Origin of the sequence: Azospirillum canadense (assembly GCF_025961225.1) — a bacterium.
Classification (GTDB): domain Bacteria; phylum Pseudomonadota; class Alphaproteobacteria; order Azospirillales; family Azospirillaceae; genus Azospirillum; species Azospirillum canadense.
This window is the reverse complement of sequence record NZ_JAOQNG010000010.1, coordinates 734,705-752,731: the sequence shown is the minus strand read 5'-3', so window position 1 is coordinate 752,731 and position 18,027 is coordinate 734,705. Positions and strand designations below refer to the sequence as shown.

17 protein-coding genes are annotated in these 18,027 nt (G+C 68.8%); 7 read left to right on the top strand and 10 right to left on the bottom strand.

Annotation, left to right across the window (positions count from 1 at the left end; all coding sequences use genetic code 11):
• Nucleotides 1–15: 15 nt before the first annotated feature.
• Complete coding sequence (locus M2351_RS39215; protein ID WP_264661383.1) at nucleotides 16–2,109, bottom strand: putative bifunctional diguanylate cyclase/phosphodiesterase; 2,094 nt, start codon at nucleotides 2,107–2,109, stop codon at nucleotides 16–18.
• 364 nt (nucleotides 2,110–2,473) lie between these two features.
• Entirely contained in the window at nucleotides 2,474–3,493 is a 1,020-nt protein-coding gene (locus tag M2351_RS39210; RefSeq protein WP_264661382.1) for an aldo/keto reductase, read from the bottom strand.
• Between the two features lie 122 nt (nucleotides 3,494–3,615).
• Between M2351_RS39210 and M2351_RS39205 the strand changes: the two genes are divergently transcribed.
• On the top strand, nucleotides 3,616–4,533 hold the full coding sequence (locus M2351_RS39205) for a LysR family transcriptional regulator (protein WP_264661381.1): 918 nt from the start codon (nucleotides 3,616–3,618) through the stop codon (nucleotides 4,531–4,533).
• A gap of 16 nt (nucleotides 4,534–4,549) precedes the next feature.
• On the opposite strand, the gene rpoH is transcribed toward M2351_RS39205, so the two are convergent.
• Nucleotides 4,550–5,437 carry an RNA polymerase sigma factor RpoH gene (rpoH, locus tag M2351_RS39200; protein ID WP_264661380.1) on the bottom strand — a complete coding sequence of 296 codons (888 nt, stop codon included), beginning with the start codon at nucleotides 5,435–5,437 and terminating at the stop codon, nucleotides 4,550–4,552.
• Between the two features lie 340 nt (nucleotides 5,438–5,777).
• Here rpoH and M2351_RS39195 point away from each other — a divergent pair, with 340 nt between their 5' ends.
• Nucleotides 5,778–6,152 (top strand): response regulator, encoded by a 375-nt coding sequence (locus M2351_RS39195; RefSeq protein ID WP_264661379.1) that lies wholly within the window; start codon nucleotides 5,778–5,780, stop codon nucleotides 6,150–6,152.
• Between the two features lie 14 nt (nucleotides 6,153–6,166).
• Here M2351_RS39195 and M2351_RS39190 read toward each other — a convergent pair whose 3' ends face one another.
• Nucleotides 6,167–8,854, bottom strand: a complete 2,688-nt coding sequence (locus M2351_RS39190; RefSeq protein ID WP_264661378.1) for a hybrid sensor histidine kinase/response regulator — start codon at nucleotides 8,852–8,854, stop codon at nucleotides 6,167–6,169.
• Nucleotides 8,851–9,702 carry a phosphate/phosphite/phosphonate ABC transporter substrate-binding protein gene (locus tag M2351_RS39185; protein ID WP_264661377.1) on the bottom strand — a complete coding sequence of 284 codons (852 nt, stop codon included), beginning with the start codon at nucleotides 9,700–9,702 and terminating at the stop codon, nucleotides 8,851–8,853. The genes M2351_RS39190 and M2351_RS39185 overlap by 4 nt, the downstream gene beginning before the upstream one ends.
• A 209-nt stretch (nucleotides 9,703–9,911) precedes the next feature.
• Here M2351_RS39185 and M2351_RS39180 point away from each other — a divergent pair, with 209 nt between their 5' ends.
• A complete protein-coding gene (locus M2351_RS39180) occupies nucleotides 9,912–10,331 on the top strand; it encodes a group III truncated hemoglobin (protein ID WP_264661376.1) in 420 nt (139 codons plus the stop codon).
• A gap of 222 nt (nucleotides 10,332–10,553) precedes the next feature.
• Here the strand turns inward: M2351_RS39180 and M2351_RS39175 are convergent, their stop codons facing one another.
• Nucleotides 10,554–10,691 (bottom strand): hypothetical protein, encoded by a 138-nt coding sequence (locus M2351_RS39175; protein WP_264661375.1) that lies wholly within the window; start codon nucleotides 10,689–10,691, stop codon nucleotides 10,554–10,556.
• Here M2351_RS39175 and M2351_RS39170 point away from each other — a divergent pair.
• Nucleotides 10,671–11,093: a hypothetical protein gene (locus tag M2351_RS39170; RefSeq protein WP_264661374.1), complete on the top strand. Its 423-nt coding sequence runs from the start codon at nucleotides 10,671–10,673 to the stop codon at nucleotides 11,091–11,093. The genes M2351_RS39175 and M2351_RS39170 overlap by 21 nt on opposite strands.
• Here M2351_RS39170 and upp read toward each other — a convergent pair.
• Genes upp through M2351_RS39155 form a run of 3 tightly spaced genes read right to left on the bottom strand, consistent with a single transcriptional unit; the run spans nucleotide 11,078 to nucleotide 14,248 of the window.
• Entirely contained in the window at nucleotides 11,078–11,713 is a 636-nt protein-coding gene (gene upp / locus M2351_RS39165) for a uracil phosphoribosyltransferase (protein ID WP_264661373.1), read from the bottom strand. The genes M2351_RS39170 and upp overlap by 16 nt on opposite strands.
• A 58-nt stretch (nucleotides 11,714–11,771) precedes the next feature.
• A complete protein-coding gene (locus M2351_RS39160) occupies nucleotides 11,772–12,992 on the bottom strand; it encodes a URC4/urg3 family protein (RefSeq protein WP_264661372.1) in 1,221 nt (406 codons plus the stop codon).
• Nucleotides 12,989–14,248, bottom strand: a complete 1,260-nt coding sequence (locus M2351_RS39155; RefSeq protein WP_264661371.1) for a GTP cyclohydrolase II — start codon at nucleotides 14,246–14,248, stop codon at nucleotides 12,989–12,991. The genes M2351_RS39160 and M2351_RS39155 overlap by 4 nt, the downstream gene beginning before the upstream one ends.
• Nucleotides 14,249–14,471: 223 nt before the next feature.
• On the opposite strand from M2351_RS39155, the gene M2351_RS39150 reads away from it, so the two are divergent.
• Genes M2351_RS39150 through M2351_RS39140 form a run of 3 tightly spaced genes read left to right on the top strand, consistent with a single transcriptional unit; the run spans nucleotide 14,472 to nucleotide 17,440 of the window.
• Nucleotides 14,472–15,260 carry an SDR family oxidoreductase gene (locus M2351_RS39150; protein WP_264661370.1) on the top strand — a complete coding sequence of 263 codons (789 nt, stop codon included), beginning with the start codon at nucleotides 14,472–14,474 and terminating at the stop codon, nucleotides 15,258–15,260.
• 12 nt (nucleotides 15,261–15,272) lie between these two features.
• Nucleotides 15,273–16,625 (top strand): aminodeoxychorismate synthase component I, encoded by a 1,353-nt coding sequence (gene pabB / locus M2351_RS39145; RefSeq protein WP_264661369.1) that lies wholly within the window; start codon nucleotides 15,273–15,275, stop codon nucleotides 16,623–16,625.
• Nucleotides 16,622–17,440, top strand: a complete 819-nt coding sequence (locus tag M2351_RS39140; RefSeq protein ID WP_264661368.1) for an aminotransferase class IV — start codon at nucleotides 16,622–16,624, stop codon at nucleotides 17,438–17,440. The genes pabB and M2351_RS39140 overlap by 4 nt, the downstream gene beginning before the upstream one ends.
• Before the next feature lie 6 nt (nucleotides 17,441–17,446).
• Here the strand turns inward: M2351_RS39140 and M2351_RS39135 are convergent, their stop codons facing one another.
• A complete protein-coding gene (locus M2351_RS39135) occupies nucleotides 17,447–18,007 on the bottom strand; it encodes a cytochrome b (protein ID WP_264661367.1) in 561 nt (186 codons plus the stop codon).
• Between the last annotated feature and the right edge of the window lie 20 nt (nucleotides 18,008–18,027).

Sequence of the window (18,027 nt, the reverse complement as noted above, 5' to 3'; positions counted from 1 at the left end):
CGGCCATCACCGGCCCTACACCGTCTCCATCTGCTTGCGCACCATGTCCGCCAAAGCGTCCGGCGGTATCGGGCGGCCGAACAGGTAGCCCTGAAGCAGGTCGCAGCCGATCGACACCAGGAAATCCCGCTGTTCCTCGGTTTCCACGCCCTCGGCGACGGTAACGAGGCCGAGACCGTGCGCCATGCCGACCGCGGCGCGGACCAGCGCGTTGTTCCGGGTGTTCTCCGGCACGTCGATGATGAAGGCGCGGTCGATCTTCAGCTTGGCGACCGGCAGCTGCTGCACGTAGCTGAGCGAGGAATAGCCCGAGCCGAAATCGTCGATCGCGACCTGGACGTCGATGGCCTCCAGTTCCGTCAGCGTTCGCACGGCGGCCTTCAGGTCGCGCACCGCCGCCTGCTCCGTAATCTCCAGCCCCAGGCGCTTGTGCAGTGCGGGGTACTGGTTCAGCAGCTCCTCCAGCCGGCCGGTCAGGTTGCCGCGCAGGAACTGCTGGCCGGAGATGTTGATGAAGACGCGGTCGGGCAGGACGCCGGCCTCGAACCAGTCCGCCATCTGCCGCACCACGGTGGACAGCACCCAGTCCGTGATCGGCACGATCAGGCCGCTTTCCTCCGCGACCGGAATGAACTCGCCCGGCGACACCGGCCCCAGCGTGTGGTGCGTCCAGCGCAGCAGCGCCTCCGCGCTGACCACCCGGCCGGAGCGCGCGTCGACGATGGGCTGGTAGACCATGTGCAGCTCGTTGCGCTCGATGGCGTGGGTGAGATGCATGGTCAGGAACATGCGGCGGGTCGCCGCGGCGGCCATCTCGTGAGTGTAGAGGCAGACCTTGTTGCCGCCGTCGTGCTGGGCCGCCTGCAAGGCCAGCTTCGCCTTGGCGTTCAGCTCCTCCAGCGTGCGCACCTCGGCGTCCTGCACGGCCGCACCGATGGACAGGCGCAGGCGCACCCAGTGCCGGTCGGCGTAGATGGACGCGGTCAGCCGGTCGTGCAGCAGGTCGGCCAGGGTCTGCGCGTGCTCGGCGCCCTCCACCCGTGACAGCGCTGCGAACTCATCCGCGGCGATGCGGCACACGTAGGTCTGCGGCGGCAGGACCTCGCTCACGCGGCTGACCATCGCCTTCAGCGCCGCGTCGCCGACGTGGAAGCCGAAGGCCTCGTTGATGTCGCTGAACTGGTCGACGTCGAGCGCGTAGAGGGCGTAGAGCCCGGCCCCGGGATCGGCCGGGTCATGGTTCACCAGCACCGCCTCGCACTCCTCCAGGAAGGCGGTGCGGGTCAGCACGCCGGTCAGCGGGTCATGCCGCGCCAGATAGGACGCGCGCTGCTCCGCCGCCAGCCGTTCGGAGATGTCGCGGATGATGCCGACGAAGGTGACGTCGCCGCCCATCCGGGCCTGGCCGACGCTGATGTGGATCGGGAAGACGGTCCCGTCCTTGCGCTTGCCCAGCGAGTCTCGCCCGATGCCGATGATCTTCGCGCGGCCGGTGTCCAGGTAGGAATGGATGTACTTGTCGTGGTCGCGCGAGAAGGGCGATGGCATCAGGACGGAGACGTTCCGCCCGACCAGTTCCTCCTCCGCGTAGCCGAACAGTGTGCAGCAGGCCCGGTTGATCTTGCGGATGATGCCGCCGCGATCCGACACCACGACCCCATCCACCGCGGCGTCGAGCAGGGTCGCCACGAAGGGGTCGCGGCGCATGACGAAATCCGCGATGCGCTCCGGATCGGTCACGTCCTGGAACACACCGAGAAAGCCCTGGACCGCGCCGCTCTCGCCCCGGTGCGGCAGGACGAAGCCGCTCAGCAAGGTCCGCCCCACCCCCGGCCGCTCGCCCTCGCAGTCAAGCGGGGCCGCGGTTCCGGTCCGCGCGGCCTGCTCCGCCGCGCGGGTCACGGCCTGGGCAATGGGGTGGTCGGTATCGGCCAAACGCCGGCCGAGCAGGCCGTCACGCCCGCCCTTCAGAACGGCTGCGATCCGGTCGTCAGCGTGCAGGACGCGGTGGTCGCCATCCAGGTAGACGAGGACGAAGGCGGCGTGATCAAGAAAGCTGGACGCCAACGACGCCAGGAAGTCCGGTGCACGCGACAGCGCCGGGACCATCACGGCGTCCGGCCGTCCGTCGCAATCCTGGGGCTGTGCCGGAGGCTCGTTCGACAAAACCGTACCCGCTTTCCAAATCGTCGCTCGCGTCGGCGCCGCCGTGTTGCATCACGTGGAGACAGCCGCCACCGAAGTGGCATTATGACCTTATACGTAACGCTTTCCAACGATTCGTAACGGTCACACAGCCATCCCGCGCAATGCCCCGCCGTTGTTCGCAAATGCGCGACCGGAGCCGGCGGGCCAAGACCTCGGCACGGTCGAGCCGAGCCAAAGTCGTAGCCGCTTCGGTATAGACGACCAGCGGGAGAGGATCAACCCGTCGGTTCTCCTTTGTCACGGCCCGCCCATCGGACGCGGCTGGTCACGCCCCGCGCTCGCTGTCGAGGTGATGCAGCTGCGCCGACGGGTAGCGTTCTCCGGCCGCCGCACCCTTTGGAATCGCCGCCTCGATCGCCGCGAGGTCGTCGGCCGACAGATCCAGCGTCGCGGCACGTCGGGCGTCCACCAACTGCTCGCGGCGGCGCGCGCCGACCAGCGGGACGATGTCCGGTCCACGCGACAGGACCCAGGCGATGGCGACCGTCGCGACGGACCCGCCAAGCCGGTCGGCGCCCCCGCGCAAGGCGTCGACCAGAGCCAGGTTGTGCTCTAGGTTCTCCCCCTGGAAGCGCGGGCTGGCGGCGCGGAAATCCTTGGCGGCACCACGCTCCTTCGACCAGCGGCCGCTGATCAGGCCGCGCGACAGCACGCCGTAGGCGGTGATGCCAATGCCAAGCTCCCGGCAGGTCGGCAGGATATCCGCCTCGATCCCACGCGACAGCAACGAATATTCGATCTGAAGGTCGCTGATCGGGTGGACGGCGGCAGCGCGGCGGATATTGGCGGCGCCCAGCTCCGACAACCCGATGTGGCGCACGTAGCCGGCCTTCACCATGTCGGCGATGGCCCCGATCGTCTCCTCGATCGGAACAGCCGGGTCGAGCCGCGACGGCCGGTAGACGTCGACATAATCGGTGCCCAGCCGTTTCAGCGTGTAGGCGAGCGCCGTCTTCACCGCCGCCGGGCGCGCGTCGTAACCCAGCCAGTTGCCGGCCGGATCGCGCTGTGCCCCGAACTTCACGCTGAGCACGACCGTGTCGCGCGGGCGATCCTTCAGCGCCTCGGCGATCAGCATCTCGTTGTGGCCCATGCCGTAGAAGTCGCCGGTGTCCAGCAGAGTAATGCCGGCGTCCAGCGCTTCGTGGATCGTCGCGATGCTCTCCGAACGGTCGGCCGGCCCGTAGAAGTCCGACATGCCCATGCAGCCCAACCCCAGGGCCGACACCTCCGGCCCGCCCGTTCCCAGCCGGCGCTGCCCGAGTCTGTTGTCCGTACCCGTCATGATCCCCTCCGCTTGCTTCGTGAGGGCCGGCGCCCGGCCGGCCTGACGAAAGGGATGATGGCGTGGATCGGATCGTGCGATAATCCGTCCATTCACGAATGGCTTGTCCGAGCAGGCGAACAATGCGCGGCCCCGACCTCTCCGATCTCGATGCCTTCGCCGCGGTGGCGCGGCACCGCAATTTCCGCCGCGCCGCGCGGGAGCGCGGCGTGTCCCCCTCTTCGCTCAGCGATGCGATCCGCGGGCTGGAGGAACGGTTGGGCGTCAGGCTGCTGAACCGGACGACCCGCAGCGTCACGCCCACGGAGGCGGGGCAGCGCCTGCTCGACCGGCTGACGCCTGCGCTCGCCGAACTCGCCGACGCGCTGGACGCGGTGAACGACTTCCGCGACACCCCCACCGGCACGCTGCGGCTCAACGTTCCGGCCGCCGCGGGCAAGTTGGTCCTGGCGCCGATCGCGGCACCCTTCCTGCTGGCCCATCCCGGCGTCCGACTGGAGATCGTGGAGGACAACGCCTTCGTGGACGTCTTCGCCTCCGGCTTCGACGCGGGCATCCGCTATGGGGAAAGCCTCGCGAAGGACGTCATCGCCGTGCCGTTCGGCCCCAGGGAGCAGCGCTACGCCGTCGCCGCGTCGCCGGAGCACATCGCCCGGCACGGCCGTCCGGAGCGGCCGGCCGACCTGCTGTCGCGCCCCTGCATCCGCCACCGCTTCCCCAGCGGCGCGCTGTCGCCCTGGGAGTTCGACAACGGTCGCGGCGAGACGGTCGTCCTCGATCCGGAGGGGGCGCTGGTCGTCAACAGCACCGAACTTGCCGTCCGTGCGGCCGAGGACGAGTTGGGCTGGGTCTACGGCTTCGAAGGATTCCTGCGCGAGGCGCTGGAATCCGGGCGGCTGGTCGAGGTTCTGGAGGGCTGGAGCGTCCACTTCCCCGGCCCATTCCTTTACTACCCCAGCCGCCGGCACGTGCCGGCGGTGTTGCAGGCGCTGATCCGCTTCGCGCGGGACAACCCGCCGCCGGAATGGCGGACGGGCTGAACCGAAGCTTTGGGCATCAGGCCGCCAGCGCCAGGGCGCGGACGCGCTGGGCCACCTTCTGGAAGGCCCGCTCCTCGATCTGCCGGATGCGCTCCCGGCTGACGCCATAGACCACAGCGAGGTCTTCCAGCGTCTTCGGCTGCGGGCTGAGGCGGCGTTCCACCAGGATGGTGCGTTCGCGCTCGTTCAGTTCGCACAGCGCCTCGTTCAGCAGGGAGCGGCGAAGCTCCGCCTCGCCCCGTTCCACCAGACTGTCCTCGATGGTGGGACGGTCGTCGGGCAACAGGTCCTGAACCTCCGCAACGCCATCCTCCGTCAGGGGGACGTTGAGGGACGAGACCGGTTGGACGAAGCGGCGGTTGACCTCCACCACGTCCTGCTCGGGAACCTCCAACTCCTGCGCGATGCGGCTGACGCTTTCCGGCTTCAGGTCGCCGCTGCCGAACTCGCCCAGCTTGCGCTTCAGACGGGACAGGCCGAAGAACAGCTTCTTCTGCGCGGCGGTGGTGCCGAGCTTCACCAAGCTCCAGGAGCGCAGGATGTATTCCTGGATGGAGGCCTTGATCCACCACATCGCATAGGTGGACAGGCGGAACCCGCGATCCGGCTCGAACTTGCGGACGGCGGTCATCAGGCCAAGGTTCCCCTCGCCGATCAGGTCCATGATCGGCAGCCCGTAGCCCCGGAAGCCGGTGGCGATCTTCACGACCAGGCGCAGATGGCTGGTGACGAGCTTGCGGGCGGCCTCGACGTCGCCGTGCTTCCGCCAGGCGGTGGCCAGCACATACTCTTCCTCCGCGCCGAGCACGGGGAACTGGTGGACCTGGTTGATGTAACGGGACAGGGACTCGCCGGCCAACGGCACGGCCAGGGACGGCGTGGACAACGTGAGCGCGGTGCTCATGTCACATCCTCATGCAAGCGATATGACCAATCGGCCGGCCCCCGCCATGGGCAGCCGGCTGCCTTTTTCTTAAGGCTTTTCCAGTTTACTTGCGGAAACCCGCCTGTCAACGGACCTCCGCCGCAAGGCGGGCCTGTTCGTTCGACGTCACGCGGCATCGCCTTGTGATGCAGACAAAGCAGCGCTAAAGTCAGGATAATTGAAGGCAATTCGCTGCTTGAGCGAAAAAGTGGAGCGAAAGGACATAATCCTCCACTTTCAGCAGAAGCGCAGAATCGACACACTGGCCGCCAAGTCTCTCCAGGCGCGCGGCCGCCGACAGAAGGACCTGTGGGGAACGATGGCGAACATTCTTGTGGTCGACGACGATCCGGTCTCCCGGAACATCGTCACGAAAATCCTGGAAAAGGACGAGCATACGGTGACCGCCTGCGCCAGTGCGCCAGCGGCTATCGAGGAGCTGACCTTCAAGGAGTTCGATCTCCTGGTCACCGACATCATCATGCCGGAGCATGACGGGTTCGAGGTCATCCAGGCCGCCCGCAGCCTCCGCCCGACGCTGAAGGTCATCGTCCTGTCCGGCATCGACGAGCGCGTGCCACAGGAGCTGAGCATGGCCGCCTTCGACCGGCTGGGCGTCTGCCGCGTCGTGCGCAAGCCGATCAAGCCGGCCGTCCTGGTGTCGGAGGTGCTGGCCGTCCTGGTCGCCGGATAAGCCTCCTACGCCGGTCACACGGTCTCGAAGGCGCCCAGCGTCTCGCCCAGGATGCCATCCAGTTCCGCGGCCAAGGCGCGCGCATCGTCCGCCCCGGCCCGCTCCAGCGCAAGCGCTTGGTCGCCCAGGCGCTTCGCCCCGACGTTCCAGGACAGCCCTTTCAGCGTGTGGGCGACGCGGTGGTGCTCCTGCCCAGCCGCCAAGCTTTCCCCGATCTGCCGGATGTGCTCCCGCGCGCTGTCGGAGAAGGCGCCGAGCGTTTCCTGCCAGCCGTCCGCGCCCAGCGCGTCGACCAGCACCTGAACCTGTTCCACGTCGATCAGTTCTTCCGGAGCGACCTCCACGGGCGGTTCGGCCGAACCGTCCGGATTGGCCCCTTCCGGTTTGGCAGCAGGCGCGCCGAGAACCGTCGCCATTTCGCGGAACAGTTCGCCCGGGCGCAGGGGCTTGGGCACGAAGCCGTTCATGCCCGCGTCCAGGCATTCCGGCCGCGAACTGCCGGACGCGTGGGCGGTCAGCGCGATGACCGGGACCCGCCGGATCGGCCCCTTCATCCGGCGGACCAGCCGCGTCGCCGTCAGGCCGTCCATGTCCGGCATCTGGATGTCCATCAGGATGAGGTCGAACTCCTGCGCGCCGGCCAAGCGCACGGCCTCGCTGCCGTCCTCCGCCAGCGTGACCTTGTGGCCGGACCGCTCCAGGATTCCGCGCACGATGTCGCGGTTGATCTGGTTGTCGTCCACGGCCAGGATGCGCAGGCCCGCCGGAACCACGGCGTCGGGATGGTGCAGCGGACTCCGGTTCTTCAGCAACGCCTCGGGGTCGCCGACCCGCGTTGCGACGGAGAAGCGGAAGACGCTGCCGCGACCAGGCGCGGTGTCCACCTCGATCGCGCCGCCGAGCGCCCGGCACAGCTCCTGGCAGATGGCGAGGCCAAGGCCGGTCCCGCCATAGCGGCGGGTGATGGAACTGTCCGCTTGGGTGAACCGCTCGAACAGCATCGGCACGGCGTCGGCGGCGATACCGATGCCCGTGTCCTCCACCTCGAATTCCAGCAGGAAGTGATCATCGTCGATGTCGCGCCCGCGCCGTGCCCGCACGGCGACGTGCCCGGCGTGGGTGAACTTGACGGCGTTGCCGACGAGGTTGAACAGAATCTGCCGCAGCCGCGCCGGGTCGGTCACCACCACGTCCGGCACGGTCGGCAGCATGTGCGACGTCAGCACCAGCCCCTTCTCGAAGGCGCGGGGACGCATGACCTCAAGCACGGTTTCCACGACGTCGGCGAGTGCGCAGTCCGCCTCCTCCAGTTCGAACCGGCGGGCCTCCAGCTTCGACAGGTCAAGGATGTCGTCCAGAAGCCGCAGTAGGCTTTCCGCCGACTGGCGGGCCACCATGGCCAGCCTCTGCTCCTCGCTGGCGAGGTCGCTGTCGGCGAGCAGCGCCAGGTTGCCGAGCACGCCGTTCATCGGGGTGCGCAGCTCGTGGCTGATGGTCGCCAGGAATTCCGTCTTGGCGCGGCTGGCCGCCTCCGCCGCCTCCTTCGCCTGGAGCAGCTGCTGGGAGGCGAGCCGCGGTTCGGTGACGTCGATGCAGATCCAAAGCTTGCCGATCGGCGCCCCGCCGACGCTGCGCACCGGAACATTGTGCCAGGAGACGATGCGGCCGTCCTCCAGCCCCATTTCCCGCACCTCGTCCTCCTCCACGCCGGCGAGCGCGGCGGTGGCGGATGCGTTGCGGGAGGTCGCCATGACATCGTCCAGCCCGGCACCGACCAGGGTGCCGCACACCTCCGGGTCGATGTCGAACAGGCGGCAGAAGGCGGGGTTGGCGTAGGCGATCCGACGGTCGCTGCCGGCGAACAGGATGCCGATGTCCATCGCCGCGAGCAGGGCGGACAGGCGCGCCCGTTCCTGCTCCACGTCGTGGGCCAACTTCTCCCGGGTGTCGAGCGCCTGCGTCAGTTCGTCCACCCGTTCCTTGATGGCGCGGGACATGGCGTTGAAGGCGGCACCAAGGCGGCCGATGTCGTCGTCGCCTTCCGCCAGCGCGTGCGGGGCGTAATTGCCGCGCGCTACCTCCTCGCTGCACCGGGTCAGGGCGGTCAGGTGGCGCGTCAGGAAGAAGCCGATCAGCGTGAGCAGTCCAGTGGACAGAAGCACCTCGACCGCAGCGATGGCGACGCCTTGCGTCACTAGAAGCTTTCGCGCCGCAACGATGTGGCCGAGGTCGAGGCCGAACTGCACGCTCCCCAACCTCTGCCCGGCCAGCGCGATCGGCGCGCGGACATCGAAGCGGGCGCCGGTGTCCTTCTCCGCCAGGCTGAAGGCGTCGTCGGGAGGCGGCAGAGCGCGCTCCCGCGGCCAGCCGCTGATGGCGACCAGCTTGCCCGTGCTGTCCTGGACGGCCAGATACTCCACCCCGCCGACCGACCGGCTTTCGTCAAGCACGGCCTGAAGCGTCGCGTAATCGCGCTGCGCCAGAGGTGCCACCAACGCCGCGTTCAGCACCGGCGACACCTGGTTGGCGTGCAGCTGCGCCTGCTCGGCGAGGCTGCCGTACAGAAGGCGGACGCTGTTGGCGACCAGCAGCGTCAGCATCAGCGCCTCGACGAACACCGCGGCAAGCAGCATCCGCCCGCGCAGTGTGTGCCAAGGGCGGACCCGCCCGCCGTTCACTTCGCGGACCCACCCGCCGCTCATTTCGCAGCTTTCAGGACTTGGCGCACCTCGTCGGCCAGCGGCTCCATGGCCGCCAGTTCCTCACCGCCGATGTCGCGATAGCCGCCCAGCGCGTTGGTGTCGAAATAGGTCTTGCCCTCCGCGGTTTCCGCGAACGCCATCAGCGCGTCGTGCAGCGCCGGCCAGCGATCGGCCAGACGGGCGTTCACCAGATAGACCCGGCCGGCCATGGGTTGGCTTTCGGCGATGACCTTCAGCTTCGCCTGGACGTCGGGCGCCAGCTTCTGCAGGTTCGCCAGCGACATGAAGCCGGCTGCCGCATCGCCCGCCAGGACGATCTGGGCGACGCTGTCCGCAGCGCTGACGTAGCGGACCTGGGCATCGACCTTGCTGTCCTTCAGCCAGTGCTGCCCCCACAGCGTCACCAGCGACGACGGGTTCAGCCCCAGCACTGTGTTGCCGCGCAGCGAGGCGGCGTCTGTATAGGCGGACCCGATGGCCGCGACGACCACCGACTTGAAGTCGGCCTTGTAGGTCAGCAGCGGCTTGTAGCCGGCGTCCTGGCGCAGCAGTTGCGCCTGATGCCCGGTGGTGACGGCGATGTCATACTCCTGGTCCAGCGCGCGGCGGGCGAAGGCGGTGAAATCGGGGGCGGTGACGATCTCCGCCGGCTGCGCCATCGCCTTTTCCACCGCAAGGCGGACCGGCTGGTACTGTTCAATGATGACGCGGGCGCTGGTGTGGGGCGCGATGCCGATGCGAAGCGGCGTTCCGTCCGCGGACGGGGATTGGGCCTGGGACCACGCCGACACCGTGCCCGCCAGCACGGCTCCGACCAGGGAAACGGCGGCAATCAACGACTTCAGCATGGGTTCGATCCAATCGATGGTCCGGGAACGCATGCGCACGCCCCAGGCTACGACTCAGGTTCTACGCATTTGGCTATAATAAATAATTACTTTTCGCGATTCCATGGAAGAGGGCGGAAAGGGCAGCAACACTTTGCCGCGGGCTATTTGCCGCGGGGTCCCCCCGGGCGGGGCGGCGTAGGATACCCCGCACACGAAGGAGCGCCCGCATGCCCGACAGCACCGCCGGATCCCCGGATCTGACGCCGGAAACCATCGCCACGCTGGTTCGCCGCTTCTACGACGCCGCCCGCGCGGATCCGGTCCTCGGCCCCAGCTTCGTCGGCGTGACCGACTGGGATGAACATTTCGAGGTCATCGAGCGCTTCTGGGCCTCCGCCCTGCTCGGCTCCAAAAGCTACACCAAAAGCTACAAGGGCAACCCCTTCATGGCGCACGTCGACCTGGACCTGACGCCGGAATCCTTCACGCGCTGGCTCGCCCTGTTCAAGGACGCGGCGGACGCCGTTTTGCCGCCGGTCCACGCCGAACAGGCGGTCGCCAAGGCCAACCACATGGCCCGCAGCCTGACGGCCGGGCTGTTCACCATCCCCGGCCGAAAGTACCAGGCCCCTGCCTACACCGAATGACCGGGCGGGCGGGCAAAGGATGGCCAAGCAGCGCGACAGATTCTAAAGGGTTACCCCGTCACCGCGCCTAAAACTGTAACAGTGCATCCGTATAGTGCGGCCAATTGGAAAATAGGCCACGACAACGTCCATGCACATGTCTTCAAAAAACGGTCATCGTCTCCATTGCGCGTGCTGCGCCCGGCCGTTCACACGGACCTCGCGCCGCGGTCCGGCGCCGCTCTATTGTTCGGCCGACTGCCGGACCCAGATGCGCATCCGCCAGCGGGTCTGGAGCCGGAACGCCATTCCGGGCGTCCCGGCCTTCAACGCCGCCGTGACGATGCTGGCGCGCGCGTCATGATGAAGCTGGTCGTCCACGACAGGAACTCCGCTGCCGGCTTGCTGCTGACGGGGTTCTCCCACACGCACGAGGTGGTGCGCGTGCTGCGCAGCCTTGAGGAGACCGACAGCGCGTCGGTCCTGCTCGAATCCTTCGCCCGCCGCTGCCTGGAGACGGGCATCGCGTTCGACTCCACCGACCCGCTGACGGCCTGCACCTTCTGCAGCATGCTGGTGGAGGTCGAAGTCCACGTCGAGCCGGGGAGCCCGGCGGTGCATTTCGTCCGCCTGTACCACCGCGACGCCAGCGGCGTGCTCTGCCGCCTGCACCACGGCACCTTGCACGCCGTGGCCCGGCAACTCCGCTGTGACGATGGGCCTCTGCTCCCGATCCCGCCGGCGACCGCCGCCGCTGCCGCCGCCCGCTACCGCGTTCCGTAAAGGCGGTCGCCGGCGTCGCCGATACCGGGCAGGATGTAGCCGTTGGCGTCGAGCTTCTCATCCACCGCCGCAGCAAAGACCGACACGTCCGGGTGCTCGTCGTGGAAGGCGCGCAGGCCTTCAGGCGCTGCGACCAGCACGGCCAGCTTGATGGAGGCGGCCCCGGCGTCCTTCAGCCGGTGCACCGCCGCCGCGGCGGTGCGGCCGGTGGCGAGGATGGGATCGACCAGGATGACCAGCCGTTCCTCGATGTCCTCCGGAACCTTGAAGAAATACTCGACGGGGGACAGCGTCTCCTGGTCGCGGTACAGGCCGATGTGACCGATGCGGGCGGAGGGCAACAGCGTGCGCATGCCGTCCAGCAGCCCTTGCCCGGCCCGCATGATGGCGACTAGGCAGAGCTTCTTGCCGGTCAGCAGCGGCGCGTCGAAGGTGGTCAGCGGGGTCTCGACCGGACGCTCCTCGACCGGCAGGTCGCGCGTCAGCTCATAGCCCATCAGCTGCGCCAACTCGCGCATCACCTCGTGAAACCGGGCGGTCGGCGTCTCCCGCCGCCGCAGCAAGGTCAGCTTGTGCTGGACCAGCGGGTGGTCGATGAGCGTGAGCGTCGGAATGGTCATGCGGGTCCTTTCCTGAAGGCCAAATCCTCAAGGCCGGTCCGAACCGGAATATGCGTCGTCAAAACACCGTGCCGTCGCTGCGGATGCGGATGGGCGGACTGCCGTCGGGCCGCAGGCGGCGGGCGATCAAGCGCCCGGCCGTCCAGGTGCCGCCTTGCAGAACCTTGGCGAGCGGGAAGTCCTCCGCCGGGACGCCCAGCCGGTCGCGCACCGCGTCCGCGATGCGGTCCAGCAGGGCTACGGTCAGCGCCCGCCATTCCACCACCGCCTCGTCCCCAACCTCCAGCGGCTCCTCCAGGATGCGCTTGTCCTTCGGCACGAGCACGCCGGTGTCCACCAGAAGGCCGCCGTTGCGGTATTCCGGGAGGCCGGTCAGCCGGTCCAGCCCCGTGACGCGGATGCCCGCTTCCTCCAGCGGCTCCACCAGGGAATAGCTCAGCCACTGCGACAGCTTGTGAAAGGGCACGAGACCGACCGCGGAGTGGCGCCAGACATCGCCGAGGTTCACGCTCTCCAGTTCGATCCGCCCCGGCCAGATCGGCCCGAGCCCGCGCAGCACTGCGTCGAGGATCGCGGTGGCCGGCAGCCTGCCCCCTTCGGCTTGCCCCTTCAGCACGTCGTAAAGGTTGCCGACGCGGCCGGGATGGCCGAACAGGGCGGGGGCGGAGGCCAACGCGGCGCCCAGCCGGCGCAGCAGCGCCGCCCGTCCCTCCAGCCCAACCAGCGGGTTGTCCTCCGTCGCCTGGAAGCCGCGGGCCAGCGTGTCGACGCCGAGCCGCGCCAGCGCCATGGTGTCCGCCCGCAGTGGACGGGCGGGATCGTCAGAAAAGGCGCCGGAGCGGAACAGGTCGAAGCTGGCGATGGCCAGCCCCTCCGACCGCGCCAGCACCGTCCCGCCGGAATCCAGGTAGCGCCAGCGCTCCCCCGCCCCGGCGTCCAGCAGCACGCTGGTAACGGCGAGGTCGAAACGGATGCGCGCCATCTCGTCACGATCGGCGGCGAGCTTGGCGGCGAGCGCGGCCCAGCGGTCCGCCCCCAGCACGACGAAATGCCGCCAGCGGCTGTGATAGGGCACGGCGAGGTCCGGATAGGCGTCCCGCGTGACCTGCGCCACGAGGTCGGCGGCGTCCGCCAGCCGCTTCGGCTTCAACTCGAAATGGGCAAGCTTTCCGCGCTCCGCCTCGGCGAGCAGGGCGTGGGCGCGGTCACGCACCGCCTCGGTGGACAGGAGCCACGTCGCGCTGTCCTTACTTTTGTCGACACCCTTGTCGGCGCTCACTCCTTCAGCCCCCGGCCCTTGGCGGTCGCCAGTTCCTCCGCCGTCGGGACGGTGGGCGTGAAGTAGCCGGCGGCCTTCTTGGCGTCCATCTCCACCTTGGCGTCGTCGGGGATCAGCTCGTCGGGGATCGGGATCTGCTCCACGATCTCGATCCCGGCGCGGCGGATCGCGTCCGATTTCATGTTGCTCATCGAGACCATGCGGTCGATGCGGGTGACGCCCAGCCAGTGGAAGATGTCCGGCATCAGTTCCTGGAAACGCATGTCCTGCACGCCGGCCACGCACTCCGTCCGCTCGAAATAGGCGTCTGCGCGGTCGCCGCCGGGCTGCCGCTTGCGCGCGTTGTAGACCAGGAACTTGGTCACCTCGCCCAGCGCACGGCCTTCCTTACGGTTGTAGATGACCAGCCCGACGCCATTCTCCTGCGCGGTGCGGATGCACTCCTCGATGCCATGGGTCAGGTAGGGGCGGCAGGTGCAAATGTCCGACCCGAACACATCGGACCCGTTGCACTCGTCGTGGACGCGGCAGGCGACCTTGCGCGCCGGGTCGGTGATGGCGGCGATATCGCCGAAGATGTAGATGGTGTGCCCATTGATCGGCGGCAGGAAGACCTTCAGGTCGGGCCGCGTCACCAGCTCCGGGAACATGCCGCCGGTGTGTTCGAACAGGCCACGGCGCAACGCGCTCTCCGCGATGTCGAAACGCTTGGCGATGCCGGGCAGGAACCACACCGGCTCGATGGCGACCTTGGTGACCTTCGCGTCGCCGCTCTCCAGCAGGATCGACCCGTCGGCCGACAGCCGGCCGGCCCTCATGGCGTCCACCAGTTCGGGCATCTTGATACGGGCCTTGGTGACGGCGACGGTCGGGCGTACGTCCACGCCGCGTTCCAGATGGTCGCCGAACAGCTCGCTGACCAAGTGGCCGAACGGGTCCATGGAGACGATCTTGTCCGGGTCGAACCACTGCGGGTGCGGGCCGATCGCCTCGGCCGGCGAGGTGTTGGTCAGGTCCGGCACATGGTAGGCGCTGAGCTGCCCGGCGGCAACGGCCAGCGCGCGGTAGACGGCGTAGCTGCCGGCGTGGGCGCCGATGGAGTTGCGGTGGGCCGGGTCGGACAGCGAGGCCACCACCGGCCCACGTTCCGCGGCCGTGGCCGCCCCCCAATGGACCGGCGTGTAGCGCGGCTTGGCACCACCGGGATGCGAGGCGAGAACGATGTGTCTCTGCGGCTGATTGCGACGGCTCTCCATTCGGACGCCCCTCGATGCCTCTCCACCGCGACAGTCTGACACAGGCTGGTTCCGTTGCACCATCAAAACCACTTGGCAAAACCATCGAGAGCATCCGGAGGATGGTTCTATGACCCACGCGCGTGGTGCCCGCCACGCTGTTTCGCGGCGAGGCTGGTTTGCGAAGGCCGCCGATGCATGTATGTATGGCCCCTCCGTCCGCACCCGACATTTCACGGTGACCATGACCGGCTCGTCCCTGCCCTATCTGTCCGCCTTCTCGCTGGAGGGCAAGGTCGCCCTGGTGACCGGCTCCGGACGGGGTTTGGGGCTGGAGATCGCCCGCGCGCTCAGCGGCGCCGGCGCCCATGTCCTGCTGAACGGCCGCGATGCAGAGCGGCTGGAGGCCCGCGCCGCGGACATCCGGGCGAGCGGTTGCAAGGCGTCCGTTCTGGCCTTCGACGTCGCCGACCGGGTGGCGGTGCGCGACGCCTTTGCCCGCATCGCCGGCGATTACGGCGGGTTGGACGTGCTGGTGCAGAATGTCGGCCAGCGCAACCGCAAGCCGTTGGCCGACTTCACCGACGCGGAGATCGGCGCGCTGCTCGACGTCGACCTGTCGTCGGCGCTGATCCTGGCGCGGGAGGCAGCACGGCTGATGCTGCCCCGCAGGGCCGGGCGGCTGATCACCGTCACCTCAATCGCCGGTGGGCATGTCGCCAAGGCAAACGACGCGGTCTACAGCGCCGCCAAGGCCGGGCTGACCGGCATGGTGCGTGCGCTCGCCGTCGAATACGGCCCGCAGGGGCTGACCAGCAACGCCATCGCTCCCGGATTCTTCGCCACGGAGACCAACGCGGGAATCGCCGGCGACCCGGCGGAGGCGGCCTATTTCGAGAACCGCACGCCGCTGCGCCGCTGGGGCCGGCCGGAGGAGATCGCCGGGGCCGCCGTCTTCCTCGCCGCATCCGCGGCGTCCTACGTGAACGGCCATGTGCTGGTGGTGGACGGCGGCGCCACGGTGCAGATGTAATCCACCTCCGCCATGCTCGCCATTCCGCTTTCCTGCGGGGAACCGGCCGCCGCCTTCCGCGCGCTGGCCGGGCAGCCCTGGGCCATGCTGCTGGACAGCGCGGCGCATCACCCGGCGCATGGCCGCTTTAGCTGTATTGTCGCCGAACCCTTCCGAACGCTGGAGTCCGTCGACGGCCAGCTGTTCGTGGACGGCGCCCCCACGGGAGGCGACGCTTTCGCCGCCTTGGCCGCCGAACTCGCACTCCACAGGGCACCCGGCAAGCCGGGGCTGGTCCCCTTCACCGGCGGCGCCGTCGGCTTCATCGGCTACGAGGCCGGGTTGCGGCTGGACGGACTGCGCTCCCGGCACGGAAACCCCGGTGGCGAGCCGGAGATGGCCTTCGGCCTCTACGACGTCGTCGCCGCCTTCGACCATGCGGAGCGCCGCGCCTGGGTGATCGCCGCGCGCCCCGAGGCTGCAGGCCGCGCCCGCGCCCTGGCCGCTTGGCTGGACCGCGCCCCGCCTCCGCCCAGCCCGCTTGCGCGCTCCTCGTGGCGGTCCGAACTGTCGCGCGCAGACTATCGGGACCGGGTCGGGCGCGTGCTGGACTACGTCCGGGCCGGCGACATCTATCAGGCGAATTTCACACAACGCTTCCTCGCCGACCGGCCCCCTGGTCTCAATGACTATGCCCTGTACGAGCGACTGCGCGCGCTCAGCCCGGCGCCCTTCGCCGCCTTCCTGAACTGCGGCCCGCGCCTCAGCATCGCCAGCGCCTCGCCGGAGCGCTTCATCCGCCTGTCGCAGGGCAGCGCGGTCGAAACGCGCCCGATCAAGGGCACGCGTCCCCGCCACGCCGACCCAGCGCTGGACGCGGCAGCCGCCGCTGAACTGGCGGCCAGCGTGAAGGACCGGGCGGAGAACCTGATGATCACCGACCTTCTGCGCAACGACTTGGGCCGCGTCGCTGAGGTCGGCAGCGTCCGCGTCCCGACCCTGTACGGGCTGGAGAGCTTCGCCACGGTCCACCATCTCGTCTCGGTGGTGACCGCCCGCCTGCGCGCCGGGCTGGGACCGGTGGATTTGCTGCGGGCCGCCTGTCCGGGCGGATCGATCACCGGAGCCCCGAAAATCCGCGCCATGGAGATCATCGACGAGTTGGAGCCCGCCCGGCGCGGCGCCTATTGCGGGTCGGTCGCCTGGATTGGATTCGACGGGACGATGGACAGCAGCATCGTCATCCGCACGCTCTCGCTGACGCCCGACCGCATCGTCGCCCAGGCCGGCGGCGGGATCGTCGCCGATTCCGATCCGGCAGCGGAGCATGAGGAAATGCTGGTGAAAGTGCGCCCGCTGCTGCGCGCGCTGGAGGATGTGCCATGACACTGTGGCTGAACGGACGCCTGATCGCCGCGGAAGAGGCCCGCATCGACCCGACGGACCGCGGCTTCACGCTGGGCGACGGATTGTTCGAGACGATCCGCGTCGCCGGCGGCCAGCCTCGTTATCTGGACCGGCATCTTGCCCGGCTCGCGGCCAGCGCCGATCTTCTCGACCTGCCGCTGCCCTACCCCGCCGACGCGTTGTCCGCTGCCATGGCCGCGCTGATCGCCGCGCAGGGGCTGGCCGAGGGCGTGCTGCGGCTGACCCTGACGCGCGGCACCGGAGCCCGCGGCGTCCCGCCTCCGGCCGATCCAAAGCCGACCGTGCTCATCACACTGGCCCCCGCCGGACCGGTGGCCGGCCCCGTGGAGGCCGTGATCGCGCGCAGCACCCGGCGCAACGAGCATTCTCCGCTGTCGCGCCTGAAGACGCTGAATTACCTCGACGCCATCATTGCCCGGCAGGAAGCCGCCAAGCGTGGGGCCGGAGAGGCCTTGCTGCTCAACACCGCCGGCCGGCTGGCGGAATCCAGCGTCGCCAACCTGTTCGTCGTGCGGGAAGGCCGCCTGCTGACCCCGCCGCCGTCCGAAGGCGCCTTGCCCGGCATCCGGCGCGGCCTGATCCTGGAACGCTATGCTGCGGAAGAGCAGCCCGTAACGCGAGACCATCTCTTCGCCGCCGACGAAGCCTTTCTGACCAACAGCCTTGGGCTGCGCCCTCTTCTCGCCGTCGATGGCCGCGCCATCGGCTCCGGCACGCCCGGTCCCATCACCACCACACTCCTGGCCGAGGGTGCCGAACCCGACGGCGACTGAGCGCCCTCACGCCCCGGGCAGCATGCGGCTCAACACCTCGTCCCGCAGCACGAAGCGGTGGTAGAGCGCCGCCAGGATGTGCAGCCCCGCCACGGCCAGCAGCGCGTAGCTCAGCACCACATGGACGTCCCCCGACGACCGGCCGAGGGACGACCCTTTCTCCACCAGCCCGAACAGCGGGATGGTCTGGAACAGGGTGATCGACCAGCCTCGGGCCGACGCGTTCATCCAGCCGAGCAGGGGCACGAGGATCAGCAGCAGATAGAGCAACCAATGGATGGCCGACGACGCGGCGTTCTGCCACCCGGGCAGGCCGGCGGGCGGCGGTGGTACGGGGTGGGTGATCCGCCAGACCAGCCGCAGGACGAGCAAGGCCAGGATCACGGCGCCGAACGACAGATGCAGGTTGATCAGCGTTTCCGGCTGCGTGTCGCGGTGGATTCCCGGCATCGTCCAGCCGATCGCGTATTGCACGACCAGCAGCAGGACGATGATCCAGTGCAAGCCCACCGCCAAACTCGTGTAGCCCTCGAACTCCCGACCATGTTCCCGTTCGAAACGCTGCATCGGCTCCTCCCTGTTTGGTG